The 26,364-nt window shown below is 69.6% G+C and carries 25 protein-coding genes; 17 read left to right on the top strand and 8 right to left on the bottom strand.

The features are described 5' to 3' along the window. The first annotated feature begins 20 nt into the window (after positions 1 to 20). The 3 genes from ACLBX8_RS23770 to ACLBX8_RS23760 are packed head-to-tail and all read left to right on the top strand — an operon-like array spanning position 21 to position 3,100. The gene (locus ACLBX8_RS23770) at positions 21 to 848 is read left to right on the top strand and encodes a CoA transferase subunit A (protein WP_447681859.1); all 828 of its coding nucleotides are present in this window, start codon (positions 21 to 23) and stop codon (positions 846 to 848) included. Beyond that, entirely contained in the window at positions 841 to 1,596 is a 756-nt protein-coding gene (locus ACLBX8_RS23765; protein WP_447715829.1) for a CoA-transferase subunit beta, read from the top strand. The genes ACLBX8_RS23770 and ACLBX8_RS23765 overlap by 8 nt, the downstream gene beginning before the upstream one ends. A 37-nt stretch (positions 1,597 to 1,633) precedes the next feature. Beyond that, positions 1,634 to 3,100, top strand: coding sequence for a class I adenylate-forming enzyme family protein (locus tag ACLBX8_RS23760; protein ID WP_447681857.1), 1,467 nt, complete (start codon positions 1,634 to 1,636; stop codon positions 3,098 to 3,100). A 326-nt stretch (positions 3,101 to 3,426) separates the two neighbouring features. On the opposite strand, the gene ACLBX8_RS23755 is transcribed toward ACLBX8_RS23760, so the two are convergent. The 8 genes from ACLBX8_RS23755 to ACLBX8_RS23720 form a co-directional block, all read right to left on the bottom strand. Continuing rightward, the gene (locus ACLBX8_RS23755; RefSeq protein ID WP_447715828.1) at positions 3,427 to 4,875 is read right to left on the bottom strand and encodes a class I adenylate-forming enzyme family protein; all 1,449 of its coding nucleotides are present in this window, start codon (positions 4,873 to 4,875) and stop codon (positions 3,427 to 3,429) included. Continuing rightward, the gene (locus ACLBX8_RS23750) at positions 4,872 to 5,693 is read right to left on the bottom strand and encodes an enoyl-CoA hydratase-related protein (protein WP_447715827.1); all 822 of its coding nucleotides are present in this window, start codon (positions 5,691 to 5,693) and stop codon (positions 4,872 to 4,874) included. The genes ACLBX8_RS23755 and ACLBX8_RS23750 overlap by 4 nt, the downstream gene beginning before the upstream one ends. A 20-nt stretch (positions 5,694 to 5,713) precedes the next feature. Continuing rightward, positions 5,714 to 6,949 carry an MFS transporter gene (locus ACLBX8_RS23745; RefSeq protein WP_244435438.1) on the bottom strand — a complete coding sequence of 412 codons (1,236 nt, stop codon included), beginning with the start codon at positions 6,947 to 6,949 and terminating at the stop codon, positions 5,714 to 5,716. Positions 6,950 to 6,961: 12 nt separating this feature from the next. Then, entirely contained in the window at positions 6,962 to 8,182 is a 1,221-nt protein-coding gene (locus ACLBX8_RS23740) for an ABC transporter substrate-binding protein (RefSeq protein ID WP_132367933.1), read from the bottom strand. 152 nt (positions 8,183 to 8,334) lie between these two features. Continuing rightward, on the bottom strand, positions 8,335 to 9,318 hold the full coding sequence (acuI, locus tag ACLBX8_RS23735) for an acrylyl-CoA reductase (NADPH) (protein ID WP_447681854.1): 984 nt from the start codon (positions 9,316 to 9,318) through the stop codon (positions 8,335 to 8,337). Positions 9,319 to 9,339: 21 nt separating this feature from the next. Then, complete coding sequence (gene acuR, locus ACLBX8_RS23730; RefSeq protein ID WP_132367935.1) at positions 9,340 to 9,984, bottom strand: acrylate utilization transcriptional regulator AcuR; 645 nt, start codon at positions 9,982 to 9,984, stop codon at positions 9,340 to 9,342. A gap of 77 nt (positions 9,985 to 10,061) precedes the next feature. After that, positions 10,062 to 10,553 (bottom strand): hypothetical protein, encoded by a 492-nt coding sequence (locus ACLBX8_RS23725; RefSeq protein ID WP_447715826.1) that lies wholly within the window; start codon positions 10,551 to 10,553, stop codon positions 10,062 to 10,064. Between the two features lie 462 nt (positions 10,554 to 11,015). Beyond that, complete coding sequence (locus ACLBX8_RS23720) at positions 11,016 to 11,231, bottom strand: hypothetical protein (RefSeq protein WP_447715851.1); 216 nt, start codon at positions 11,229 to 11,231, stop codon at positions 11,016 to 11,018. Here ACLBX8_RS23720 and ACLBX8_RS23715 point away from each other — a divergent pair. The 14 genes from ACLBX8_RS23715 to ACLBX8_RS23650 all read left to right on the top strand — a co-directional run bounded on the left by ACLBX8_RS23715 (position 11,127) and on the right by ACLBX8_RS23650 (position 26,358). Then, positions 11,127 to 12,065 (top strand): MurR/RpiR family transcriptional regulator, encoded by a 939-nt coding sequence (locus tag ACLBX8_RS23715; RefSeq protein WP_447681930.1) that lies wholly within the window; start codon positions 11,127 to 11,129, stop codon positions 12,063 to 12,065. The genes ACLBX8_RS23720 and ACLBX8_RS23715 overlap by 105 nt on opposite strands. Further along, a complete protein-coding gene (locus ACLBX8_RS23710) occupies positions 12,062 to 13,039 on the top strand; it encodes an isoaspartyl peptidase/L-asparaginase family protein (protein ID WP_447681851.1) in 978 nt (325 codons plus the stop codon). The genes ACLBX8_RS23715 and ACLBX8_RS23710 overlap by 4 nt, the downstream gene beginning before the upstream one ends. 8 nt (positions 13,040 to 13,047) lie before the next feature. Then, complete coding sequence (locus ACLBX8_RS23705; protein ID WP_447715825.1) at positions 13,048 to 14,961, top strand: dipeptide ABC transporter ATP-binding protein; 1,914 nt, start codon at positions 13,048 to 13,050, stop codon at positions 14,959 to 14,961. 31 nt (positions 14,962 to 14,992) lie between these two features. After that, on the top strand, positions 14,993 to 16,540 hold the full coding sequence (gsiB, locus tag ACLBX8_RS23700; RefSeq protein ID WP_447715824.1) for a glutathione ABC transporter substrate-binding protein GsiB: 1,548 nt from the start codon (positions 14,993 to 14,995) through the stop codon (positions 16,538 to 16,540). A 105-nt stretch (positions 16,541 to 16,645) separates the two neighbouring features. Then, the gene (gene gsiC / locus ACLBX8_RS23695) at positions 16,646 to 17,566 is read left to right on the top strand and encodes a glutathione ABC transporter permease GsiC (RefSeq protein ID WP_447715823.1); all 921 of its coding nucleotides are present in this window, start codon (positions 16,646 to 16,648) and stop codon (positions 17,564 to 17,566) included. A gap of 7 nt (positions 17,567 to 17,573) precedes the next feature. Continuing rightward, positions 17,574 to 18,476, top strand: coding sequence for a glutathione ABC transporter permease GsiD (gene gsiD / locus ACLBX8_RS23690; protein ID WP_020096127.1), 903 nt, complete (start codon positions 17,574 to 17,576; stop codon positions 18,474 to 18,476). Beyond that, positions 18,473 to 19,543 carry a DmpA family aminopeptidase gene (locus ACLBX8_RS23685; RefSeq protein ID WP_447715822.1) on the top strand — a complete coding sequence of 357 codons (1,071 nt, stop codon included), beginning with the start codon at positions 18,473 to 18,475 and terminating at the stop codon, positions 19,541 to 19,543. The genes gsiD and ACLBX8_RS23685 overlap by 4 nt, the downstream gene beginning before the upstream one ends. Positions 19,544 to 19,546: 3 nt before the next feature. Next, positions 19,547 to 19,705, top strand: a complete 159-nt coding sequence (locus ACLBX8_RS23680) for a M55 family metallopeptidase (RefSeq protein WP_244435407.1) — start codon at positions 19,547 to 19,549, stop codon at positions 19,703 to 19,705. 234 nt (positions 19,706 to 19,939) lie between these two features. Beyond that, the gene (locus ACLBX8_RS23675) at positions 19,940 to 20,776 is read left to right on the top strand and encodes a VOC family protein (protein ID WP_244539860.1); all 837 of its coding nucleotides are present in this window, start codon (positions 19,940 to 19,942) and stop codon (positions 20,774 to 20,776) included. Positions 20,777 to 20,877: 101 nt separating this feature from the next. Further along, positions 20,878 to 21,453 carry an aldehyde dehydrogenase iron-sulfur subunit PaoA gene (gene paoA / locus ACLBX8_RS23670; protein ID WP_447715821.1) on the top strand — a complete coding sequence of 192 codons (576 nt, stop codon included), beginning with the start codon at positions 20,878 to 20,880 and terminating at the stop codon, positions 21,451 to 21,453. After that, the gene (locus tag ACLBX8_RS23665; RefSeq protein ID WP_091977500.1) at positions 21,453 to 22,403 is read left to right on the top strand and encodes an FAD binding domain-containing protein; all 951 of its coding nucleotides are present in this window, start codon (positions 21,453 to 21,455) and stop codon (positions 22,401 to 22,403) included. The genes paoA and ACLBX8_RS23665 overlap by 1 nt, the downstream gene beginning before the upstream one ends. A gap of 1 nt (position 22,404) precedes the next feature. Continuing rightward, the gene (gene paoC, locus ACLBX8_RS23660; RefSeq protein WP_447715820.1) at positions 22,405 to 24,618 is read left to right on the top strand and encodes an aldehyde oxidoreductase molybdenum-binding subunit PaoC; all 2,214 of its coding nucleotides are present in this window, start codon (positions 22,405 to 22,407) and stop codon (positions 24,616 to 24,618) included. Positions 24,619 to 24,640: 22 nt separating this feature from the next. Continuing rightward, entirely contained in the window at positions 24,641 to 25,156 is a 516-nt protein-coding gene (locus tag ACLBX8_RS23655; RefSeq protein WP_020096133.1) for a VOC family protein, read from the top strand. 89 nt (positions 25,157 to 25,245) lie between these two features. Beyond that, the gene (locus tag ACLBX8_RS23650; protein WP_091977504.1) at positions 25,246 to 26,358 is read left to right on the top strand and encodes an alkene reductase; all 1,113 of its coding nucleotides are present in this window, start codon (positions 25,246 to 25,248) and stop codon (positions 26,356 to 26,358) included. Positions 26,359 to 26,364: the final 6 nt, after the last annotated feature.

Below are 26,364 nucleotides of genomic sequence, written 5' to 3'. Positions count from 1 at the left end.
GCCCGATCGGAGGACGCCCCGTGAGCGCCGGAACCCAGAAGATCGTCCCCCTCGCAGACCTCGCAGCCCGCGTGCCGGACGGCAGTTCCTTGGCGCTCGGCGGCAGCTTCCTGCACCGCGGCCCCTTCGCGTTCGTGCGCGAGCTGATCCGCCAGGGGCGCCGCGACCTCGAAGTCGTCAAGCAGTCGCCCGGCTACGACATCGACATCCTCTGCCGCGCCGGCGCCCTGTCGCGGGCGAAGGCGGGGATCGTGGCCATGGAAGGCAATTTCGGCCTCGCGCCCTGGTACCGCCGGGCGATCGAGTCCGGCGAGGTCCGCCTCGAGGAGCACGCCTGCGCCAGCCTGACGGCGGGCCTGCGGGCGGCTGCCTTCGGCGTGCCGTTCATGCCCTGCGGCGGCATCCACGGCTCGGACCTGCCGGCGCTCAACGGCTGGAAGACGATTGAGGACCCCTACGGCAGCGGCGAGGCGGTCTACGCCATCCCGCGCATCCAGCCGGACTTCGCGGTGATCCAGGCCAACGAGGTCAGCGCGTCGGGGGACGTGCGCGTCTTCGGGACCTCGCACTGGGACCGAATCATGAGCCGCTCGGCCAAGCGCGTGCTCGTGGTGGCCGAGCGGGTCGCCCCGGACGCCTCCTTCCGCGACCAGCCCGAACTGACGCTGGTGCCCCACTTCCTTGTCGAGGCGGTGAGCATCGTGCCGAACGGGGCTTGGCCCGGCTCGCTCTGGCCGGATTACGAGATCGATTACCCGGCCGTGGAGGCCTACATGGCCGACGCCCCGGGCGTGCTCGCCGATCACCTCGCCGCCGGCCCCGAGGCTCGGGAGGCTGCCCATGTCTGAGGCGCCGTCCAACGCGATCGAGGCCTGGTCGGGCTTTTCCTACATCGTCACCAATCTCGCCCGGTTCGTGCGGCCGAACGAGATCACCTTCAGCGGCGTGAACTCGGCCCTGCCGATGCTGGCCTGCCTGCTCGCCAAGCAGGCCTATCCCTTCGCCTTCACCTACATCAACGTCGCCGGCGGCGTCGATCCGAACCCGTCGAAGGTGCCGATCTCGTCCTCCGACCCGGTGCTCGCCGAGGGCTCGCGGGCGATCTTCGCCAACGAGGATTTCTACGATCTCTGCACCCGCGGCCTGATGGACCTGTGCTTCCTGGGCGCCGCGCAGGTCGACGGGCTGGGCCGCTCGAACGTCTCCTGCATCGGCGACTGGCACGCTCCGCGGGTGCGGCTGCCGGGCGGCGGCGGCGGCGCCGTGATGCTGCCCACCGCCCGCCGGGCGGTCACGTGGCGTACGGAACATTCCCGCCGCACCCTCGTCGAGACCCTCGACTTCGTCACCGCGTCCGGCGGCATGCACGGCGTGGTCACGCCGATCGCCGTCTTCACGAAGCGCGAGGGCCAGCTCGTGCTGGCCTCCTGGCATCCGGAGGCGAGCCTCGACGAGGTCCGCGACCGCACCGGTTTCACGTTCTCGGCGGACGGTGCCGCCCCGACACCTCCGCCGACCCCAGAGGAGCGGGCGGCGCTGGCGGCCCTCGACCCGGAGGGCCGGTTCGAGGCCGATGCGGGCATCCGCCTGCGCTGAGGCGCGGGGTAGACAGACGGGACAGGAGATCGCCGCCATGAGCGCTGCCATGCCGGACTCGATCAGCGCGCGGCTGCGCGCGGCCATCGCGGATCATGCGGGGACGGGCCGCACGGCGCTCTCGGGCTCTGACGTCGTATCCTATGCCGACCTCGGCGCGCGGATCGACGCCGCCGCGGGCGCAGTCCGGGACTGGGGTGTCGCCAAGGGTGACCGGGTCGGACTGATCGCGCCCAAGAGTGCGGCGGCCATCGCGGCCTACTTCGGCGCCATGCAGGCCGGCGCCTGCGTCTGCTTCCTGGAGCCGGGGCTCGCGCCGGAGGTGGTGGCCGAGCAGGCTGCGCTCGTCGGCATGCGGCATCTCATCGTCGCCCAGGTCGACGCCTCGCCCGTCGCTCTGACCGGCCTGGACGTCCGCGCACTGGACAGCCTCGCCGACAGCGCGGCCTTCGCGGCCGAGGTCAGCCCGCGGGATGAGGCCATGCTGCTTTTCACCTCGGGGAGCACCGGCCGGCCGAAGGGCGTGCTGCTGCGCCACGAAGGCCTGATCTGCAACGCCGCGGGCGTGCTCCGTCACACCGGTACGGGGCCCGAGGATCGGCTTCTCCACGTCATGCCGCTTCATCACACGAACGGCATCAACAACCAGCTAATCGTGCCTCTCCTGGCCGGAGCCGAGATCGTGTTGATGGAGCGCTTCCAGGCCGAGGCCGCCCTCGACCGCCTGCGATCTGGCGGCATCACCTACATGACCGGCGTGCCGACGATCTACGCGCGGATGCTGCCCCTGCTGCGCCCCGGGGAGCGCTTCCCGGGCCTGCGCTTCCTGCGCTGCGGCTCGGCGCCGATCACCCCGACCCTGCATCGGCAGATCGAGGAGGCCTTCGGCGTGCCGCTCCTCGTCTCCTACGGCCTGTCGGAGGCGACCTGCACCTCGACCATGAACCCGCCGGGCCGGCGTCGCATCGGCACGATCGGGACCGTGCTCGCGGGCCAGAACGTGGACCTGTTCGATCCGGTCACGGATCGCCCGGTCGAGGCCGGCCGGGAAGGGGAGATCCGCATCTCCGGCCCGGCCCTGATGGCCGGCTATCTCGGCAGCGCGGACCAGCCGATCGTGGACGGCTGGCTGCGCACCGGTGATCTCGGCCGCTTCGACGCCGACGGCTTCCTCGCCATCACGGGGCGCATCAAGGACGTGATCATTCGCGGCGGCGAGAATATCTCGCCCGCGCTGATCGAGCGGCAACTCGCTGCCCATCCGGCCATCTGCGATTGTTGCGTGGTCGGCGCCCCCGACGCTGATCTCGGCGAGGTACCGGTGGCCTTCGTGGTGCTGCGGGAGGGCGAGGGCCTCGACGAGCCGGGGCTCAAGGATTTCGTGCGCGGGTCCCTTGCGCGGATCTACGTGCCGGCGCAGATTCGCAGGCTCGACGTGCTGCCGGTCAACGGCGTCGGCAAGACCGACCGCAAGGCGCTGCGTGGCTTGTTGGCCGCTTCCTAGGACGCGTGTCTACGCGAACGGCAGACGCGAACCGCAGCGCGTCTCACCGACCCGCCTCGGTGTGGCGCACGCTCGCGGCAGACCCAGGCCAGAACCGGCTCCGACCTGATTGTATCAAGCCGGCAGCTCTGGATCCTTGTTGTACCACGCGTTTTTGCGACGAACCCGGATCCGCTTCGGCGGCATGCGCACCGGCGCCGGCAGGTCCACGTCGATCAGGACAGGGCGGATCGGCTCTCGAGCCGGAAGGGCGCTCGCGCGAATAGGCTCCCCGCGGTGCTGAGAGCGCGGACAAGACGATCGTGCGGACGGCCCCCCGTCCCAGCCTAGGAGCTCACCGGCGCGCCCTGTAGGTCGGCCGACGTCGTCTCCGCGTGGATCAGCGTGAGCGTACTGACCATCGCCCGGCTCGCCTTTCCGGTCGCGCCCGACGGCAGCGTGTCGCTGAAGACGATCACGTCCGGCACCTTGTAACGTTCGAGATGGGCCGATGCCCAGCGCCTGAGTTCGTCCGCCGACAGCGCGCGGTCAGGCTTCAGCACGACGACCGCGTGGATCGCCTCGCCGAGGCGCGGGTCGGACACGCCGGCGCACAGGGCCGCCGCGATGTCCGGATGCGCGCACAGGGCGTTCTCGATCTCCAGGGGCGCGATCTTGTTGCCGCCCCGCGCGATGATCTCCTTCGAGCGCCCGACGAGCTCGACGTGACCGTCCTGGCGCAGGCGCGCGAGATCGCCTGTGCGGAAGTGGTCCGCCTCCAGCGCGGAGCGCGTGAGTTCGGCGCCGTCGAGATAGCCGAGCATGCCGCAGGCAGTTCGGATCCGCAGCTCGCCGGTCTCGCCCGGCGCGGCGAGCGCGCCGTCGTCCCGGACGATGCGGAACGACACGCCCTCGGTTGGCATGCCGATCGACCCAGCCTCCGAGACGTCCCGCGGCCGGTTACAGAAGTCGCAGGAGCCAGTCTCGGTCGAGCCGTAGAGGTCGACGAGCTCGGCCTTCGGCCATCCGCCGCGGACGGCTTGCGTCAGCGACGGGCTGAGCGCCTCGCCGCCGGTCAGCACCGCCCGCAGACGGGGGGCCGGCGGGACACCGTCGGCCAGCAGGGCTCGCAGCATGGTCGGCACGACGGCCAACACCGTCGCCTCCGCGGCGAGCAGGCCCTCGAGCGTCGCGGGCGTGAACTTCGGGACGAGGACGAGTCTCGCCCCGGAGCGGATCGCCAGGAGGCTCGCCCAGATCCCGAAGATGAAGGTCAGCTGGAGCGGCACCGCGACGACGTCGTCCGGGCGAAAGCTCAGCAGCCGGTCGAGGATCGCGAGCTTGCGCGCCAGGGCATCGTGCCCGAGAACCACGCCCTTCGGCACGCCGGTGCTGCCCGAGGTGAAGACCACGAGGGCGGCCCCGTCCAGGAGCGGCCGCACCGGCGGCGCATCCTCCGCGATCTCCTCCAAGCTGAGCCCGTCGATCCGGAAGCGGGCACGCGTCGCCCGCTCGACCGCCGCGCGGGTGAGCGGTGCGGCGGCTCGGTGAACGGGCACCGCGACCGCGCCCGCCCGCCAGAGGCCGAGCAGCGTCCCGAGATCGAGCGCCCGGTTGCCGATGGTGAGGTGCACCGGCTCGTGCGGGCGCATGCCTGCCGCACGCAGCCGACCGGCGACCAGATCCGCGTGTGCACCGAGGTCGCGCCCCGTCATCCCGGGGCCGGAACTCTCGTCCACCCGGCTGCCTGGGCGGCCGAGCCCAGCGCCCAGGAGTTCCGCCAGCGCCCCGGTCACGATCCGGCTCTCGGGAAGCGGCTGTCGCGCCAGGCCAGTGCCGCCTTGAGGCCCTGCGACCGGGCGATGTCCATGAAGGCCCGCTTGTCCGGCGAGCCTTCGCCCTCGATCAGCAGGTCGATGTCGAGGGCCGTCTCCAGAGCCTCCAGCATGCCGCGCGCCTCGATCGACCGGTTGAGGGCCCGCTTCGTCTCCTTGACGAGGTTCGGGTCGATCGCCGCGATGTGCCGGGCAAGGCGCAGCGCGCTCGCGTCGAGCTCGGCAATCGGCACGACTCGGTTGACCATTCCGATCTCGTAGGCGCGCCGCGCCGGAATGCGGTCCTCGCCCGTGAGGATGATCTCCTTGGCGATCTTCGGGCCGACGATCCAGGGCAGGATCATCACCACGATGCCGGCCCCGAACTTCAGCTCCGGCTCGCCGAAGAAGGCATCCTCGGCCGCCACGGTCACGTCGCAGGCCAACGCCAACTCGCAGGCGCCCGCGAGGCAGGGACCACGCACCGCCGCGATGGTCGGCTTCGGGCAGTGCCAGAAGCGCATCGGCACATCGAAATCCTTGCGCAGGATCTGGCGCCACTGGCTCACGCCTTCAGGGCGCAGCGCCATCTGATCCTTGAGATCAAAGCCCGACGAGAAGGCCGTGCCGGCCCCGCGCACGATCACGGCGCGCACCGCATCGTCGGCCTCGGCCGCGTCCATCGCCTGCGCGAGTTCGTCGAGCATGGTCGCGCTGATCGCGTTGGTGCGCTCCGGGCGGTTCAGGGTGATGCGTGCCACCGGCGCGAGCGTCTCGTAGGTGATCGTCTTGAAGGCCACGGGTGGCTTTCTCCTCGCTGTCACTTGCGTCCTCCCGCCAGTCGCTTGGCCTCGGGTAGGCGCCGCAGCCGCAGCATCGAAGCGAGACCTAGGAACGGCCCCACGGCCAGCAGCGCGAAGGCGAAGCGCCAGCCGAGGAATGTCCCGGCGAAGGCGATGAGCTGGATACTGACAAGCGTCAGGAGAAAGCCGAGGCAGGTCTGCACGGTGAGCATCGTGCCGATCAGCCTGCGGTCGCTCAGCTCGCTCACCGCCGCCGAGAACTGCGCCGAATCGGCGATCACCGCGACGCCCCAGAGCACGCCCACCGCCAGCACCGCCCAGGCAGGGCCGCCGAACAGGAAACCCACCGCGATGGCACAGCAGCCGCTGGCCAGCATCGAGGCGCCGGTGACCAGAGTGCGCCCGAGTCGATCGGCCGCCCAGCCGCCCAGCATCGCGCCGAACGCCCCGGCCGCCACCACCGCGAAGGCGGCCAGTTCCGGCGGGAACGGCGGCGCGTTGCCGTAACGCTCACGGAAGCTCGCCGCCATGAAGGCACCGATCCAGGCCCACATCGCGTAGAGCTCCCACATGTGGCCGAGATAGCCGAGATTGGCCAAGCGCACGCCGCGATTGCGCCACGCCTCCAGGGCATTCTCCAAGCGCAGGGGCGGGGCCTCCGACCGGATCGGCCCGAGTTGCACGAAGCGGATCAGGGCCGCCGAGAGGAGGGCGCCCAGCGCCGCACCGAGCACCGGCAGGTGCCAGTCGAGCTGGCCGAAGGCCGCGACGAGGTGGGGCAGCGCCGAGCCGAGGGTGAGCGCGCCCACCAGGAGGCCGATCAGCAGCCCCAGGTCACCCACCGCCCAGGTCGCGGCGATCTTCATGCCGACCGGGTAGACGCCGGCCATGCAGGCCCCCGTCACGAAGCGCAGCAGCGGCACCATCGGCGAGGTCGGCGCGAAGGCCAGCATCAGGAGGTTGGCGAGACCGGCCGCGACGGCGCAGCCGCAGAACAGCCGGCGCAGGTCGAACCGGTCGGCCAGCCCCAGCAGCGCGCTGACCAGGGTGCCGGCGACGAACCCGGCCTGCACGCTGTTGGTGAGCAGGGCCTCCTGGAACGGGCTCAGCGTCCACTGCGTGCGGATCGCGCCGATCGAGGCGGTGGTGGCGAACCACGTCGCCATAGCCGCCACCTCGCTCAGGAGCAGCAGCCCGATCGCCATCCGCTTTGCGCTGATGGTCGCGCTGTCGGCCGCGTCAGGACGTGCCATGGCTAGGCTGCCTCACTTCGCGGCCGTATGGGCTACGAGGGGGCAGCCGCCGTCGGCCATGGGCCGGAACGCCTGGTCGCCGGGGATGGTGTCGACGAGCTTGTAGTAGTCGTACGGCCCCTTCGACTCGGACGGGTCCTTGACCTGGAACAGGTAGAGGTCGTGGATGGTGCGCCCGTCCGCGCGGATTGAGCCGTGGCCGAACAGCGGATCGTCCGTCGGCATCGCCTTCATCTGCGCGACGATGTCGGTGCCGCGATGCGCCTTGTCCTTGTCGAGGGCGGCGATCGCCTTCATCCAGTGGAGCATCGCCGCGTAGGTGCCGGCCTGGTTCATCGTCGGGTAACGGCCACCGTTGCGTGCCGCGAACCGCTTCGCCCAGGTCCGGGTGCCGTCATTGAGGTCCCAGTAGAACGCCTCGGTCAGAGTCAGGCCGTGGGCGACCTTCAGGCCGACTGAGTGGATGTCCGAGATGAAGGCGAGGAGCGCGACGAGCTTCTGGCCGCCGTCGGTGAGGCCGAACTCCGAGGCCTGCTTGATGGCGTTGATCGTGTCGCCGCCGGAATTGGCGAGCGCGACCACCTGCGCACCGCTGCCCTGGGCCTGGAGCAGGTAGGAGGAGAAGTCGGTGCTCTGGAACGGAGCCAGGACGTGTCCGAGGGACTTGCCGCCCGCCTTCGTCACGGCCTCGGTGGCGTCGCGCTCCAGAGCGTGACCGAACGCGTAATCCGTTGTGAGGAAGTACCAGGACTTTCCGCCCTGCTTGATCACGGCGCGCGCCGTGCTGTTGCCGAGAGCCCAGGTGTCGTAGGTCCAATGGACGTTGGTCCGGGTGCAGTTCTTCCCGGTCAGATCCGAGGACCCGGCGCTCGCGATCAGGAATGCCTTGTCCTTCTCGCTCGCGATGTTCGACACGGCCAGGGCGACCGAAGAGGTCGGTACGTCGACGATCGCGTCGACTTGGTCGACGTCGAACCAGCGTCGCACGATGGCCGCGCCGATATCGGGCTTGTTCTGATGGTCGGCCGAGAGAACCTCGACGCGGAAGCCTCTCGCGTCCGGCTTGAAGTCCTCGACGGCCATGCGCGCGGCCTCGACGGAGCCCGGCCCCGCGATGTCGGCGTAGAGCCCGGACTGATCGTTCAGCACGCCGATACGGAAGGTCGGCAGCGGGTCGGCCTGCACGGCGGACAGGCCGCCAAACAGCATCGCCAGCGCGAATACACCCTTCATGGTCTTTCCTCCATCGGTATGAACGGACTGTGTTTGTTTTTGTCAGTCCGGCGGCAGTGCCGCGTTCAGGGTTACGCCATCACACCCAAGTCTTCCCTGTATGATTTCCGTCCGTGCCGCAGTTGAACGGCGGCGAGAGGCGGCGAGAACGCCTAGCGATGCACGTCGACGACGACGCGGCCGCGCACCCGGCCCGACATCAGGCGTTCCGCGGTGGCCACAGCCTCTGTCAGGCCGATCTCCTCCGTGATCGCCTCGAGCTTGACCGGATCGAGGTCGTGGACCAGCCTGTTCCAAGCCTCGATCCGCTCAGGCCGCGGGCACATCACGCTGTCGATCCCGATCAGGCTGACGCCGCGCAGGATGAAGGGGGCCACGCTCGCAGGCAGGTCCATCCCTTGAGCCAGACCGCAGGCCGTCACGACGCCCCGGTACTTCATGGCGGCGCAGACGTTCGCCAGCGTGTGGCTACCGACCACATCGACGGCTCCGGCCCAGCGCTCCCGGGCGAGCGGCCTGCCCGGATCCGAGAATGCCGCCCGATCCAGCACCTCCGCTGCGCCGAGGCGGCGCAGGTAATCGGCCTCCTCGGGACGGCCACTCACCGCCACGACCGTGTAGCCGAGGCGCGACAGGAGAGCGACCGCCGTGCTGCCGACGCCACCGGCCGCGCCGGTGACGACGACCTCGCCCTTGTCGGGGGTGACGCCGTGGCGCTCGAGGGCGATCACGCACAGCATCGCCGTGTAACCGGCAGTTCCGATCGCCATCGCCTGCCGCGGCGTGAGCGCCTCCGGCAACGGCACCAACCAGTCGCCCTTGAGCCGCGCGACTTGCGCCAGCCCGCCCCAATGGGTCTCGCCGACGCCCCAGCCGTTGAGGACGACGCGGTCGCCGGCCTTGTAGTCGTGATGCCGGGACTCGCGGACGGTGCCGGCGATGTCGATGCCCGGCACCATCGGAAACTTGCGCACGACCGGGCCTTTCCCGGTGATCGCGAGCCCGTCCTTGTAGTTCAACGTCGAGTAGGCGACATCCACGGTGACGTCGCCCTCGGGGAGCTGCGCCTCGTCGATCTCACGCAGGCCGGCGCGGTAGCCCGCCTCATCCTTCTCGATCAGGATTGCCTTGAACATTCGGGGCACTCCATGGGGCGCTCAGCGCGTAAGACAGGTCAGGAATAGGGTGGCGAAGAGGTCGAGAGGCTCGGGGCTGCGCTCGAGCTTGGCGCGCAGGACCGCACCTTCCCAGCCGATCCAGAAAAACGCCGCCAACGCAGCGCAATCGGCATCCGCGGCGATCTGGCCGGCTGCCTGGGCGTCCCGGAGACAGCGCTCCGTCCGCGCCTGCCAGTCGAGGAGCACGCCGTGCAGACGGTCCCGGAAGAGCTCGGGCAGGGCGCTCATCTCCTGCCCGAGATTGCCGACGACACAGCCGCGACGGAACTCGTAGCGTGCCATGCCGGCCTTCGCGTCGGCGACGAAGTTCCTGATGCGCTCGATCGGGGTCGTACGCTCATCGAGCAACCAGCGGTCGAGCTTGCGCGCGAAATAGGCTGCGTACGCCTCGATCAGTTCGGCGCCGAAGACGTCCTTGCTCGCGAAGTAGTGGTAGAACGAACCTTTCGGCACACCCGCGGTGCGCAGGACCTCTTCGAGGCCGGTTGCCGAGTAGCCCTTCTCCGATAGCAGCGCGACGCCCACCCGGATCAAGGCCGCCCGCGACGTGCCGTAGGCCGGCTCAGGCCTAGGTGGCCGACCTCTCTTGCGCGCGGTGACAGCCGAGACCGAATCGGGCTTCATAAATTAGAAATAGACCGGTTGATTATTAAATGCAACGAGCCTCGAGATCCTGTCAGGTCGCGTTCCGTGCGCAGCTCTCAGGAGGACGAGCTGCGACGCGCCGAGATCCTGTCTTTCTGATCCAGTGGCGAAGGGTCGGTGCCGTCTCCCGATGCCGCAGGGCGAACGCACCGGTGCGCAAGGGGCGGTTGTCGGGGCCGGGCTGAGCTGTAGAGCTCGCCGGTCGTGGATGAGGCCGTTTGTGCGTGGAACCGGAGAGGCGAGGGCGCTCTACTTTCAAATCCTTGCGCTGGCGAGGCCGGGCCGGTCAGCGCGGGACTCTCGGGGGCGATGGATAGGCCGGTCGTCGTGCGTCCGATTTCTTGGTGCCGCGGATGAGGCGGCAGCGCGGGGTCGTGGCCAGCTCCACTGTTCTTCGTTTCGATGCAGAAGATGGCACGGGCGCCGGTTGGGGCGGTGCCACGGATGACGACGAAGGCGGTGCGATCGGCAGTGAAGCGCGGGTCGCCGCGGCCGAGACGGGGTTCCCGGGATGGGTTGATGGATGAACAGCCGCCACCACGTGGCACCGGCAGTGCCGCAGAATGGGCATAAGCGGGAGAGCGGCACCGGCTGCACGGCAAGCGAGGCTCGGCGGGGGGGGTTTGCTGTGGGAGCGACGGCGGCCCTGCCCGAAGTCCGGGCGTGGGTCGAGTGGGGTTGGGTGCAATGGCGACCGGTGAGACACGCGCTCGACATGCGCAGCCGTGCGTCAAAGCGCCGTTCTGTCACCTGGGTTGGGACGCGCTGCTGCCGGACCTTGGCCTTGAGCTAGGAAGTTGATCGACGATTTCGCGCCCGTCACGGCCATTCGGTGGCGTCAGCCGGCATCTCCGAAGCAGACATCAGCATAGATCGGCTCACCGGTCGCCATTGCATCTGCAGTGAGCCCCCACAGCAGGAGCGCAACTGCAGCCATCGGCCAACGCAGTTGCCGTGAACGGGGAGGCGCATCTGACTAGGAGCGAGGTGACCCAATTTGTCTGGGAAGTTCAGAGATTTGTGCAACTGGTGCCGCGAAAATAAGCGTCGAAGGGCTTGCGGGTGATCGAAAAAATTCTCAGACTGTCCGGCAGTGAGAATTTTTGATCGGCTCGAGCGTCGTGGCGTTGGAACCCAAGGAACTTTCTGTCGCGCAACGGATCGCGCACGCGTTTCCGGCGCTCAGCTCCGCTCACCGAGAGGTCGCCCGCTTCGTCCTTGATCATCCGTTGCGCGCCGCGACTCTGCCCGTGAATGAGCTTGCAGACTTGGTTGGCGTCTCCGTCGCCACCGCTAATCGGTTTGCCCGCGCCGTGGGCTACGAGGGCTACGCAAAGTTCCGCGCGGCCCTCGTCCTCGGCTATGAGAAGGCGCTCGCACCGGTCGAGAAGCTGCGCGGCAGCCGAGATCAGCCCGCGACCGCGTCCGGCATCCTCGACGGAGCCTTGGCCGACATCGTCCGCAACATCGAGGCGACGCGGCGTGGGCTCGACGGCCAGACCTGTGCGCAGGCCGTCGAGGCGATCCGCCGGGCCCGACGGGTCTACGTCGTGGGCCTGGGCAGCAGCAGCTGGCCGGCCGGCATCCTGGCGCGCAACCTCGACGTCAACCGCGAGGACGTGCACCTGCTGGCGACGCTGGAGGGACCGGGCTTCGCCGCGCGGACCCTGCGCCGGCTGACAGCCGACGACCTCGTCATCGCGCTCGCAACCCCGCGGTACTTCGCCGACACGTTGCGGCTGGCCGAGATCGCACGGAAGCACGGCGCCGCGGTCCTGGCGCTGACCGACGGACCGCACTCACCCCTCGTCGCCGCCGCTACGGTCGCGCTCTACGCGCAGACCGACTGCCACTACTTCGCCGCCTCGGATGCCAGCCTGACGGCCCTCGTGGAGGCCCTGGCGAGCGCCTTCGCCCACGCCACCGAGGATCTCGTCCCGGCCGCGACGCGCGTGACGGAAGCGGTGCTGCCCTGGCTCGATCGCGACTACGCCGCTTGGCCGCCGCAGGGCGGAGCCGACGACCTGCCCGACACCCCGCCTCCGGGAGCCGTTTCATGAGCGACCACCGCCCCGTACTCGTGATCCACGGCGGTGCCGGGACGATCGCGTCGGGCCAGGCCGATCCCGACGAGGCGCGCTACCACGCGGCCCTCGCCGGAATCCTGGCGGCCGGAGCGGCCTGCCTCGCCGACGGCGGGAGCGCCCTCGACGCCGTGAGTGTCGCCGTCGACCTCCTGGAGGAGTGCCCGCTCTTCAATGCCGGCCACGGCGCCGTCTTCACCAGCGCCGAGACCCACGAACTCGACGCCGCGATCATGGACGGCGCCACCCTGCGGGCCGGCGCTGTCGCGGGCGTCTCGCGGGTGCGCCGGCCTGGCCGCGCCGCCCGCGCGCTGATGGAGGCCGGCGAGCACGTCCTGATGGCTGGTGCCGGCGCCGAGACCTTCGCGCGCCGGCACGGCCTTGAGATGGTCGAGCCCGATTTTTTCTCGACAGAGGCCCGCCGCGACCAGCTTCGCCGGGCGTTGGCCGCCGGGCAAGTCGCCCTCGACCACGACACGGCGTCGGGGCCCCTCGACGAGACCCACAAGTTCGGCACGGTGGGCGCCGTCGCCCTCGACCGGGACGGCCACCTCGCTGCCCTGACCTCGACCGGCGGCATGACCAACAAGCGTCCCGGCCGGATCGGCGACTCGCCGCTGATCGGCGCGGGCACCTACGCGGACGACAGGACCGCCGCGGTCTCCTGCACCGGCACGGGGGAGGCCTTCATCCGCGTCGCGGCGGCGCACGATGTCTGCGCGCGCATGGCCTACGGGGGCCAGGACCTCGAGGTAGCAGCCCGGGCGGTTGTCGAGGAGCACCTGCCGACTGTCGGCGGCCGCGGCGGGCTGATCGCCGTCGATGCGCGCGGCCGGGTCGCAATGCCGTTCAACACCGAGGGCATGTATCGCGGCCTCGTCCGCTCCGGCGAGGCGCCGGCCACCGCGATCTTCGGCGAGACCCGCCGCGTCCCCGCACCAGCGCGCTGAGATCCGCCATGCCGACCATCGCAGCCGGGACCGCCTCTCCTGCCGCTCTGCCCGACGGACGGGTCGTCTCCGTCACCGGCCTTACCGTCCGCTTTGCGACCTCCGAGCGGGTCGTGGAGGCGGTCCGCGACCTCGCGTTCCACGTCGACGCCGGCGAGACCCTGGCGATCGTCGGCGAGTCCGGGTCCGGCAAGTCCGTGACCTCGCTCAGCCTGATGCGCCTCGTCGAGCACGGCGGCGGCCGGATCGCGGCCGGGCAGATGCTGTTCCGGCGCGGCTCGGGCGAGGTGCTCGATCTCGCCGCCGCCCCGAACGCCAAGATGCGGGCGATCCGTGGCGCCGAGATCGCGATGATCTTCCAGGAGCCGATGACCTCCCTGAACCCGGTCTTCACCGCCGGGGACCAGATCGCGGAATCGATCCGCGTCCACCAGGGGAAGAGCGCCTCAGCCTCCCGGGCCGAGGCCCTGCGGATGCTCGACCTCGTGCGCATCCCCGAGGCGCGCAACGTCCTCACGCGCTACCCGCACCAGCTCTCCGGCGGCATGCGCCAGCGCGTGATGATCGCCATGGCCCTGTCCTGCAAGCCGCAGTTGCTCATCGCCGATGAGCCGACCACGGCCCTCGACGTCACGATCCAGGCGCAGATCCTCGAACTGATCCGCAGCCTCCAGGCCGAGATGAAGATGGGCGTCGTCTTCATCACTCACGACATGGGCGTCGTGGCCGAGATCGCCGACCGCGTGCTGGTCATGTATCGCGGCGACAAGGTGGAGGAGGGGGCGGCGCCCGCGCTCTTCGCCGCGCCGCGCCACGCCTACACCCGGGCGCTGCTCGCCGCCGTTCCCCGTCTCGGCGCCATGGCGGGCAGCGACCTGCCGCGGAAGTTCGACCTGCTGCGGGCCGAGGCCCGGGAACACCCGGCGGGGCAGGGTGCGTCCGCCCCGGTCGACGAATCCCACGACACCGTGCGCACCGGCGCCGGGCCGATCCTGCGGGTGCGCGACCTCGTCACCCGGTTCGACATCCGCGGCGGCCTGCTCAACCGCGTGCGCCGCCGCGTCCACGCGGTGGAGCGCGTCAGCTTCGATCTCCATCCCGGCGAGACCCTGGCCCTCGTCGGCGAATCCGGCTGCGGCAAGTCGACGACCGGCCGCTCGCTCCTGCGCCTCGTGGAGAGCCAGAGCGGCCTGATCGAGTTCGACGGCGGCAACATCCGCGACCTGCCCCCCGGGCAGTTGCGCGGCCTGCGGCGCAACATCCAGTTCATCTTCCAGGACCCCTACGCCTCCCTCGATCCCCGCCTGACCGTCGGCTTCTCGATCATGGAGCCGCTGCTGGTCCACGGGATCGCGACGCGCCGGGAGGCCGAGGCGCGGGTGGCGTGGCTGCTCGAGCGCGTCGGGCTGACCCCCGACCAGGCCCAGCGCTACCCGCACGAGTTCTCGGGCGGCCAACGGCAGCGCATCGCCATCGCCCGGGCCCTCGCCCTGAACCCGAAGGTCATCGTCGCGGACGAGGCGGTGTCGGCCCTCGACGTGTCGATCCAGGCGCAGATCGTGAACCTGATGCTCGACCTCCAGCGGGAGTTCGGCCTCGCCTACCTTTTCATCAGCCACGACATGGCGGTGGTCGAGCGGATCAGCCACCGCGTCGCGGTGATGTATCTCGGCCAGATCGTCGAGATCGGCCCGCGCCGGGCGATCTTCGAGAACCCGCAGCACCCCTACACCCGCAAGCTGATGGCGGCGGTTCCGGTCGCCGACCCGGCCCGCCGGCACCTGCGCGCCCGCCGGCTCCTGACCGACGAGATCCCGAGCCCGGTCCGGGCGCTTGGCGACGAGCCGCAGGTCGCGCCCCTCGTCGAGATCGGCCCCGGCCACCTCGTCGCCCGCCACACGGTCGGCGGCCTTGCCGCCTGACACCGCCTATCCCCGCCAGCAGGATCGTCCCATGCCCCGAGGTCTGACCATGTTCGAGCGCTTCCTCCTCGCCGCCGGCCTGCTCGCCGTGGCGGCCGCGCCCGCCGCCGCCGCGGGCGACCCGATCCTGGCGATCAGCGGCCAGCCCGAGACCCTCGACCCGTACAACACCAACACGACGCTCACGACCGCCGTCACCAAGTCGTTCTACGAGGGCCTCTTCGGCTTCGACAAGGATCTCAAGGTCCGCAACGTCCTGGCCGAGAGCTACGAGACCTCGCCCGACGGCCTCGTCTACACGTTCAAGCTGCGCGAGGGCGTCAAATTCCACGACGGCACGACGTTCGACGCCGCTGCGGTGAAGGCCAACCTCGACCGCGTCCTCGACCCGGAGAACCACCTCGCGCGGTACAACCAGTTCAACCGCATCAAGACGATCGAGGTGCTCTCGCCCACGAGCCTGCGCATCACCCTGAAGGAGCCCTTCGGGCCGTTCATCAACTCGCTGGCCCACGCCTCGGCGGCGATCATCTCGCCCACGGCCCTGAAGAAATACGGGAAGGACATCGCCTTCCACCCGGTCGGCACCGGGCCGTTCACCTTCGTCGACTGGAAGCAGACTGACTACGTCAAGGGCGCGAAGTTCGCCGATTACTGGCAGACCGGCCTCCCGAAGGTCGACACCATCACGTGGAAGCCGGTGCCCGAGAACGGCACCCGCGCCGCCATGCTGCAGACCGGCGAGGCCGATTTCGCCTTCCCGCTGCCCTACGAGCAGGCCAAGATGCTCGAAGCCAGCAAGAAGCTGAAGATCGAGGTGCACGCCTCGATCATCGAGCGGTATCTCAGCATGAACGTGCTGCAGAAGCCGTTCGACGACCTGCGCGTCCGCCAAGCGATCAACTACGCGATCAACAAGGAGGCGTTGGCCAAGGTCGCCTTCTCGGGCTACGCCTTCCCGGCGCAGGGCATCGTCCCGCAGGGCGTGCGCTACGCCCACAAGATGGATCCCTGGCCCTACGACCCGGCCAAGGCGCGCCAGCTCCTCAAGGAGGCCGGCTACGCCAACGGCTTCGAGGCGACCCTCTGGAGCGCCTACACCACCACCACCGCCCAGAAGGCGATCCAGTTCCTCCAACAGCAGCTCGGCCAGGTCGGCATCAAGGTGCAGACCCTGGCGCTGGAGCCCGGCCAGCGCACCGAGTGGGTGCAGACCGCCCCCGATCCGAAGACCGCCCGCGTCCGCCTCTACTATGCCGGCTGGTCGTCCTCGACCGGTGAGGCAGACTGGGGCCTGCGGCCGCTGCTCGCGACGGAGGCGTGGCCGCCCAAGCTCAACAACACCGCCTACTACAGCAACGCCGAGTTCGACGCCCTTCTCGCCAAGGCGCTGGTCTCGACGAACGACGCGGAGCGCGCCGAGCTCTACGCCAAGGCGCAGGAGATCGTGATGAAGGACGCCCCCTGGGCGCCGCTCGTCACCGAGCAGAACCTCTACGCGACCTCCGCGCGGCTCTCCGGCGTCTACGTCATGCCCGACGGCAACATCGATTCCGGCGAGATCGCCGTCGCTCCCTAGCCGCCGCCAGCGGACCCCGCGCCGGGCGGCCCGGACGATGGCCGGCCCGGCGCGGACGTCCCGCGCGATCGCTTCACGCAAACCCCGGATCGCGGGCGCGAGCCTATGCTGACCTTCCTGCTCAAGCGGCTCCTCGGGCTGCTGCCGACGCTGCTGATCGTCTCGGTCCTCGTCTTCCTGTTCGTCCACCTGCTTCCCGGCGATCCGGCGCGGCTGACGGCCGGGCAGGATGCCGACGCCCAGACGGTGGCCCTGGTGCGCACAGAGCTCGGCCTCGACCGGCCCCTGCCGGAACAGTTCGTGCGCTACTTCGCCAACCTCGCCCGCGGCGATCTCGGCGTCTCGATCCGCACCCGCCGCCCGGTCTCGACCGAAATCGGCGAGCGCTTCCTGCCGACCCTCCTGCTCACCCTCACCAGCATGGCCTGGGCGGTCGCCTTCGGGCTGATCATCGGCATCGTCTCGGCGGTCTACCGCAACGAATGGCCCGACCGGTTCGGGATGACGCTCGCCGTGTCCGGCATCTCGTTCCCCGCCTTCGCACTCGGCATCCTCCTGATGCAGATCTTCTCGGTCGAGCTCGGCTGGCTGCCGACCGTCGGCGCCGACACGTGGCGGCACTACGTGCTGCCGTCGCTGACGCTCGGCGCGGCCGTGGCCGCCGTGATGGCCCGCTTCACCCGCGCGGCCTTCGTGGAGGTCATCGGCGAGGATTTCGTGCGCACCGCCCGCGCCAAGGGGCTCAAGGAGCGCGTCGTGATCGCCAAGCACTGCCTGCGCAACGCCCTGATCCCGGTCGTGACCATGATGGGCCTGCAGTTCGGCTTCCTGCTCGGCGGCTCGATCGTCGTCGAGGCGGTGTTCAACTGGCCCGGCATGGGCCGCCTGCTCGTCGATGCCGTGAACCAGCGCGACTACCCGGTGATCCAGGCCCTGGTCCTGCTGTTCTCGCTGGAGTTCATCCTGATCAACCTGGTCGTGGACGTGCTCTACGGCCTCATCAACCCGACCATCCGCTACAGGTGAGCCGGCCGTGACCGATATCCTCGTCCCCGCCGCCCCCACCGTCGCGCCCGTCCCCACCGGCATCCGGACGCCGTGGTCGGAATTCTGGCGCAAGTTCCGGCGCCAGCGCGTCGCCGTCCTCGCCCTGGGCTTCATCGGCCTGCTGGTCGTGGTCGCCGTGCTGGCGCCGTGGATCGTGCCCTACGACCCGGTCAACGACTTCGACTACGACCGGATCAACGAGGGCCCGTCGCTCGCGCACTGGCTCGGCGTCGATCCCCTCGGGCGCGACATCCTGAGCCGCATCGTCGAGGGCGCGCGGATCTCCCTGGCGACCGGCTTCCTCTCGGTCGCCGTCGGCGGGCTCGTCGGGACCGTGCTCGGTCTCCTGGCGGGCTACTACGGCGGCTGGTGGGACCGGATCGTCATGCGCATGTCCGACGTGCTGTTCGCCTTCCCGGGCATCCTGCTGGCGCTCGGCGTCGTCGCCATCCTGGGCTCGGGGCTCGTCAACGTCGTGGTGGCGGTGTCGGTCTTCAGCGTCCCGGCCTTCGCGCGCCTCGTGCGCGGCACGACCCTGGTCCTGAAGAACAGCACCTACATCGAGGCCGCGCGGAGCATCGGCGCTCCGGACCGGACGATCATCCTGCGCCACATCCTGCCGGGCACGATCTCGGGCATCGTGGTCTACTTCACCATGCGGCTGGGCACCTCGATCATCACGGCCGCGAGCCTGTCCTTCCTCGGCATGGGCGCGCAGCCGCCGACGCCCGAATGGGGCGCCATGCTGAACGAGGCCCGCGCCGACATGGTCTCGGCACCGCACGTCGCGCTGTTCCCGAGCCTCGCGATCTTCTTCACGGTGCTGGCCTTCAATCTCCTCGGGGACGGCCTCCGGGACGCCCTCGACCCGAAGATCGACCGCCTGTGACGCCGGCCGCCCCCCCCGCGCCCCGCGTCGGCCGCCTGCCGCGGGGTCCGCGCGACGCCATCACCGACGTCCCGGGCGTGACGGTCGGCCATTGCACGCTGGCCGAGGGCGACGTTCAGACTGGCGTTACAGTCGTGCGGCCGCACGGCGGCGATCCCTACCGGGACCGCGTTCCGGCGGCCGGCGTCGTGCTGAACGGCTTCGGCAAGTCCGTCGGCCTGATGCAGGTCGAGGAACTCGGTGTGCTGGAGACGCCGATCGCCCTGACCAACACCTTCGCGGTGCCGGCGGTGGTCGCCGCCCAGATCCGCGCCGCGATCGCCGACAATCCGGAAATTGGGCGCGCGCTGCCGACGCTCAACCCGCTCGTCTTCGAGTGCAACGACGGCTACCTCAACGACCTTCAGCGGATGGCGGTTGAGGCGTCCCATTATCGCGACGCCTTGGACGCGGCGGGCGCCGCCGTCGCGGAAGGGTCGGTCGGGGCCGGGCGCGGGATGTCGAGCTTCGGGCTCAAGGGCGGCATCGGCACCGCCTCCCGGCGGGTCCGCGCGCGCGCGGGGGGCCGGTTCACGCTGGGCTCGCTCGTCCTGTCGAATTTCGGCAAGCCGTCCCAGATCCGGGTCCGCGGCGTGCCGCTCGCCGCTCAGCTCCGGGCGGCCGCCGGGGAGCCGGAATCCGGCACCGAACCGCCGGAGAAGGGCTCGATCATCATGATCGTCGCCACCGACGCGCCCCTCGACGCGCGTCAGCTCCGCCGCCTCGCCCTGCGGGCCGGGGCAGGGCTCGCCCGGACCGGCTCGGTGTTCGGCCACGGCAGCGGCGATATCGCGCTCGCCTTCTCGACCGCCTACACGGTGCCGCAGGATCCTGGCCGCCCGATGCCGGCGCCCGCCCTGCTGCACGACGCGGAGCTCGACCCGCTGTTCGAGGCCGCCGCGGACGGGATCGAGCAAGCGATCGTCCACGCCCTTTGGCGGGCCGAGGCGGTCACGGGCCGCGACGGCCACCGGCGGGACGCCCTGACCGATCTCCTGCCCAGCTGGGCCGATATCCTCGGAGCCTGAGCGATGCGCGTCCCGATCTCGACGAATATCGAGGGCGTCGCCGGGATCTATCACCGCGTCCAGACGACACCGGGCAAACCCGAATACGAGCGCGCGGCTGCTGATGACCGCTCTCGAGGCCGACGTGAACGTTGCGAGGCAGCCGGGTTGGGCCGGTATTAGCCCGTCCGCGTGTCCGGGCCCGCTTCTTCGAAGCGGATTTTACAGCAGCTCAACTTGCGCATTCCAGTTTCACCACAACCCGCACTCGGTCATTAGCCAAGAAGCAGACCTTCGGTGCTGCGCGCTGCCCCATCAGAGAGCCGGCGCCTTGTCGAATTTAACCTTTTTTTACCTGCACATCGCTCGCGACATTAGTATAGCTCTGGGCTGAGAACCTCGAGCCGGTGTATCGTTATGAACCATCAAAGCAACGACGGGCATGGCGGACACATTCGCCGTGAAGTCCTTCAGGTTGCCGGTGCCGCTGCAGCCGTGGGCCTTCTCGGAGCAACTACTGCCTCCGCGCAGACTGGGCGACTGGGCGGACGTGACGATGGTCCACTCGGCGCGCGCCTGCAAGGCGTGCAGCATTTCGGCGTCACGGTCCAGAACATGGACCGTGCTTTCGCCTTCTACACCGAGGTACTCGGCGGCATCGAGGTCATGCGGGACGGCGATTTCAAGGGGGAGCCGGTCCATTTCACGCTGATGGCCGATCAAGAGATCGTTGCCCGCGAGCGCCGCGTCGATCCTCGCACCATCGGCGTCCCGGACCTGAAGGGTGGCTCCCAGCGGCTCGATGTCCGCTTCGTCCAGTTCGAGAACGTCGTCATCGAACTCCTGCAGTATCGCGACGCCACGCAGCCGATGGGCGGCGGCGACAGCTGGGCTGAGCCGCGCGACCACATGAGCCCGGCCTACCCGCGCTCGATGCACATCTGCTTCTACGTCCGCGATGACGTGAACTTCGACAAGTTCATCGCCGATCTGGAGGCCGAGTGCGCCCGCCGCGGCATGACGCAGGTCAGGGCGAACCGCACCGTACCCGTGCACTCCGAGGAGCAGCGCCGCGCGGCGCCGAGGGATACCAATACGATCAAGATCCACGAGGGTCCGTCGAACGGCTGGTCGATCATCTACTGCAAGGGGCCCGAGGGCGAGCAGCTCGAATTCGTCCAAGTGCTCGGTCCCGTAAAAAAGACGTTCGCTGACGCTGCCGAGGCGCGCCGGGCGGCGACGAACCGGGGCTGAGGTGAGGTGGCCGAAGAGGGGAGAAGAGAGCCTGATTTCGGCGCTTCGGCCGTGCGGATCGGCCATCGCGCCAGGTTGGATCGACGAGGAAGGGATACCCGATGAGTCCTCCCAGCCCACATGAGGTCGATCAACGGGCGGTCGATGAGCACGCTCCGGAGGCATCCGGTTCGCTTTCCCTCTCGCTCACGGTCAACGGCGAACGGCGGCGTCTCGATCTCGACAGCCGCGTGACGCTGCTCGACGCCCTGCGCGAGCACCTGCACCTCACGGGCACCAAGAAGGGGTGCGACCACGGCCATTGCGGTGCCTGCACGGTGCTGGTGAACGGGATTCGCATCAACGCATGCCTCAGCCTCGCGGCTATGCACGACGGGGACGAGGTGACGACGATCGAGGGATTGGGCCGGCCGGACTGGTTTCATCCCATGCAGGCGGCGTTCATCGCGCACGACGCCTTCCAGTGCGGCTACTGCACGCCGGGCCAGATCTGCTCTGCGGTGGCTGTCCTCGCCGAGATCAGGGCGGGCGTGCCGAGCCACGCCACCGGCGACCTTATGGCACCGATGACGCTGGACAATGGCGAACTGCGCGAGCGCATGAGCGGCAACATCTGCCGATGCGGCGCCTACTCCAACATCGCCGATGCCGTGGCGGACGTCGCGGGGAGGCCCTGATGCGGCCCTTCAGCTACGAGCGCGCCGCGAGCGCCGAAGCGGCCGTGGCGGCCGTCGCCGCCCGGCCAGGCGCCCGGTTCATCGCGGGCGGTACGAACCTGCTCGACCTGATGAAGTTCCAGATCGAGGCGCCGGCCCATCTCGTCGACATCCGGCATCTGCCCCTGAAGGCCATCGAGGATCTGCCGGACGGCGGTCTGCGCATCGGTGCGCTCGCCACCAACACCGAGGTTGCCGCCCACCCGCGCGTGAAGCGCGATTACGGCGTCCTCGCGCGGGCGATCGTGGCCGGCGCCACGGGGCAGCTGCGCAACAAGGCGACGACCGCCGGCAACCTGCTGCAGCGCAATCGCTGCCCGTACTTCTACGAGACGTCCCTGCCGTGCAACAAGCGCCAGCCGGGCGCTGGCTGCTCGGCCCTCGGGGGCGTCACCCGCTCGCTCGCCGTCGTGGGCACGAGCCCGCATTGCATCGCTCAGAACCCGGGCGACATGGCCGTGGCGCTGCGTGTCCTCGACGCCACCGTCGAGACCGTCAGGCCCGACGGGTCGCAGCGCCGGATCGCGATCGGCGATTTTCATCTGCTGCCGGGCGACCGGCCGGAGATCGAGCACCCGCTCGAACCGGGCGAGCTCGTCACCGCCGTGACGCTCCCGCGACCGCCGGGCGGGACGCAACACTATCACAAGGTCCGCGACCGGGCCTCCTACGCCTTCGCGATCGTGTCAGTCGCAGTCGTCTTGCACAAGGACGGGACGGGGCGGGTCGCATTCGGCGGCGTCGCACCGCGACCGTGGCGGGTGGAGGATGCGGAGGCGCTCCTGCCGGGTGGGCCGGCAGCCGTCGTCACGGCGGCCTTCCAGGGCGCGACGCCCACGGCCGGGAACGCCTTCAAGATCCCGCTCGCCGAGCGCGCGCTCGCACTGGTGCTGAGCGAAGGGAGGGTGTGACATGCGGTTCGACACGCCTGCCGGGCAGAACCCCATCGACGGTCAGACCATCGTCGGGCAGCCCCATCGGCGCGTCGACGGCGCACTGAAGGTCACCGGGACGGCGCCTTACGCCTACGAGCGGCACGATGCGGCGACCGATCCTGCCTATGGCTGGATCGTCGGCGCCACGATCGCCCGCGGTCGGGTGACGCGGATCGACGCCGCGGCCGCACGAAGGGCTTCGGGCGTCCTCGCGATCCTGACGACGCTCGAGTACGACGCCGCCCCGCCGGGGTTCCGGACGACCCTCCGCCTGTTCGGCGGCGCCGAGGTGCGCCACTATCATCAAGCCGTCGCGCTCGTCGTGGCAGAGACCTTCGAGGAGGCTCGCGCGGCCGCCCTCCTCGTCCACGTCGACTACGAAGCCGAGCCGGCGCGCTGCGATTTGGCGGCGGAGGCTGGCAAGGCCGAGCCGATCGCGGATCGCGACAATCCGGACTACCCCGTGGTCGATCGGATCGGGGCGTTCGAGGCGGCGTTAGCCGACGCTCCCGTGACCCTGGACGAAATCTACACCACCCCCGACCAGACTCATGCGATGATGGAGCCGCACGCCACCACGGCCGCGTGGCGCGACGGCAAGCTGACGATCTGGACCTCGGCGCAGGTCGTCTCCTGGCACCGCAACAGCCTCGCGCAGGCGCTTGGCATCGCGAAGGAGGATCTGCGGCTGGACGCGCCGTTCATCGGCGGCGGGTTCGGATCGAAGCTCATCATGCGGAGCGACGCGCTCCTCTCGGCCCTCGGCGCCAGGGCCGTGGGACGCCCGTGCAAGGTCGCGCTGCAGCGTCCGCTGATCGCGAATAACGGCACGCGCCGCGCCGGCACGATCCAGCGCATCCGTCTCGGTGCGACTCATGACGGGCGGCTCACAGCGATCGGCCACCACAGCCTCAACGGAAATCTGTCCGGCGCCTACGCGGAGGCGGCGATCGCACCGACGCGGCTCATCTACGCGGCCCCGAACCGCGAGCTGTCCATGAGGCTCGCGACCCTCGATCTCGCCGAGGGCAACGACATGCGGGCTCCGGGTGAGGCCCCCGGCCTGATGGCGCTCGAGATCGCGATGGACGAGATGGCCGAGAAGCTAGGCATCGATCCCGTCGCCTTCCGGATTCGGAACGATACGCAGGTCGATCCGCGCAAGCCGCACCGGCAGTTCTCGGAGCGGCACCTGATCGAGTGCCTCCAACTCGGCGCGGACCGCTTCGGCTGGGCCCGCCGCAACCCGGTGCCCGGCGCTGTGGGCGATGGGTGCTGGCTCGTCGGCATGGGCATGGCGGCGGGCTTTCGCCAGAACCTTCTGATGCCGTCCGGGGCCCGCGTCCGGCTCGAGCAGGATGGCCGGCTGTCGGTCGAGACCGACATGACCGATATCGGGACCGGCAGCTACACCATCCTCGCCCAGACGGCTGCCGAGATGATGGGTGTGCCGATCGAGGCCGTGACGGTGCGGCTCGGCGATTCGGACTACCCCGAAGCCGCCGGGTCCGGCGGACAGTTCGGCGCGAACAACGCCACGTCCGGGCTCTACGCCGCTTGCGTGGCGCTGCGGGCGAGCGTCGCGGCGCGGCTCGGCTTCAATGCCGAGGACGTGGCGTTCGCGGACGGGAGGGTCACGGCGGGCAGTCGGAGCGTACCTCTCCGCGACGCCGTTGAGACCGGACCACTGACCGCCGAGGACCGGATCACCTACGGCGACCTCGACAAGGAGTTCGTCCAAGCCACCTTCGGGGCGCAGTTCGCCGAAGTCGCCGTGAACCGGTTCACCGGGGAGATGCGCGTCCGCCGCATGCTCGCGGTCATCGATGCCGGCCGGGTGCTCAATCCGCTCACGGCGCGAAGCCAGGTGATCGGCGCCATGACGATGGGGGTGGGGTCGGCGCTCATGGAGGCGCTCGTCGTCGACACGCGCCACGGCTTCTTCATCAACCACGACCTCGGCGGCTACGAGGTGCCGGTCCATGCCGACATCCCGCACCTCGACGTCGTCTTCCTCGACCATCCGGACCCGGTCTCGTCCCCGATGAAGGCCAAGGGCATCGGCGAGATCGGCTTGTGCGGGGCGGCCGCGGCGGTGGCGAACGCCGTCTACAACGCCACCGGCATCCGCGTCCGCGACTATCCCATCACCCTCGACAAGCTGCTCGACCGGCTGCCGCGCGCGGCCTGATTCTTCACCTGCGGAGAGAGAGATGGCCTATCATCCCGTTCCCGTGACGCATGTCGGCCTGACCGTCACCGACATCCGGGCAGCGACCGAGTGGTACACCAAGGCCTTCAGCTGCCGGCACATCATCGGGCCCCTGCACGTCAGGCACGACGGCTCGCATATCGGCGAGGTGTTCAAGGGGATCTTCGGTGATCGGTTCGAGGAGGGATACGTGTCCCACCTCGCCACCGCGAACGGGGTGGGGATCGAACTCTTCGAGTTCGTCACACCGAAGTCGGAAGCCGTCGACGACAACTTCCGCTACTGGAAGACCGGCGTCTTCCACTTCTGCTTGGTCGACCCCGACGTCGAGGGCCTCGCGCGGCGGATCGCCGAGATGGGCGGCAAGCAGCGCTCGAAGGTCTGGACACTGTTCGAGGGAGAGCCGTTCAAGGCGGTCTACTGCGAGGATCCCTGGGGCAACCTGATCGAGATCTACTCGCACTCGACGGAGCTCATGTACGCCAACCGGAGCGCGACGGCCGCCCGGGCGGAGTGAGAGGCGAGACTTGCAAACGCAGCGGTCGGATTCCCAATGCCGGGCAACGCGCGCGTCTGCAACCTGTGAGGCAAGGAGAGATCCCGCACATGCCGACGACCGCAGATCGTGATCTGTTTTCTCCAACGAAGATCGGTGCCATCGACGTCGCCAACCGCGTCGCCATGGCACCGCTCACGCGCTCGCGTGCCGGCATGGACGGCGTCCATTCGGATCTCGCCGTCGCGTATTACCGGCAGCGCGCCTCGGCCGGCCTCATCATCACCGAGGCGACCAATATCTCACGGCAGGGCCGGGGCTATGCCTTCACGCCGGGCATCTACACGGAGGTGCAGGCCGAGGCATGGTCGCGTGTGACCTCGGCCGTGCACGAGGCAGGCGGCCGGATCGTCTGCCAGCTCTGGCATGTCGGGCGCATGTCGCATGTCAGCTTGCAGGAGAATGGCGAGGCGCCCGTCTCGGCCTCGGCGATCCAGGCCGGCGAACTGGTCTTCCTCGAGAGCCGCACCCAGGCGCCCCCCTCCATGCCGCGCGCGCTGCGGACCGACGAGATTCCCGGTCTGATCGGCGATTACCGGCACGCTGCGTCCCTCGCCAAGCAGGCGGGCTTCGACGGGATCGAGGTGCATTCCGCGAACTGCTACCTGCTCGATCAATTCATCCGCGACAGCACGAACCGGAGGACAGATCGCTACGGCGGCTCCGTCGAGAACCGCACGCGGCTTGCCGTTGAGGTCGTAGAGGCGGTGGCGGAGGTGTGGGGTGCCGACCGCGTCGGCCTGAGGCTCTCGCCGATGACGCGGGCTGTCGGTGATACCCCGCTCGACAGCGACCCGCAGGCAACCTACGGCTATCTCGCTCGGAGGCTTGGGGAGCTGGGACTGGCCTATCTCCACTGCGTCGAGGGGCAGACGCGCGGGCCGAACGGGTCGTCCGCGTTCGACTACAAGGCGCTGCACGCCGCTTTCGGTGGGGCCTACATCGCCAATAACGGCTACGACCGGCAGCTCGCCATCGAGGCGATCGCCTCCGGCTACGCCGACATGATCGCCTTCGGTCGCTCCTTCATCGGGAATCCCGATTTGGTCGAGCGGCTGCGCCGCAACGCCCCTCTCGCGGAGGCCGATCAGGCGACGTTCTATGGCGGGGGAGCCGAGGGTTATACCGATTATCCGACCTTGGACGTTTCAGGGAACGCATAAAGGAGG

The organism is Methylobacterium sp. D48H (genome assembly GCF_053345715.1).
Note: the sequence above shows the minus strand (reverse complement) of the source record. Positions and strands in the feature narration are given on the sequence as shown.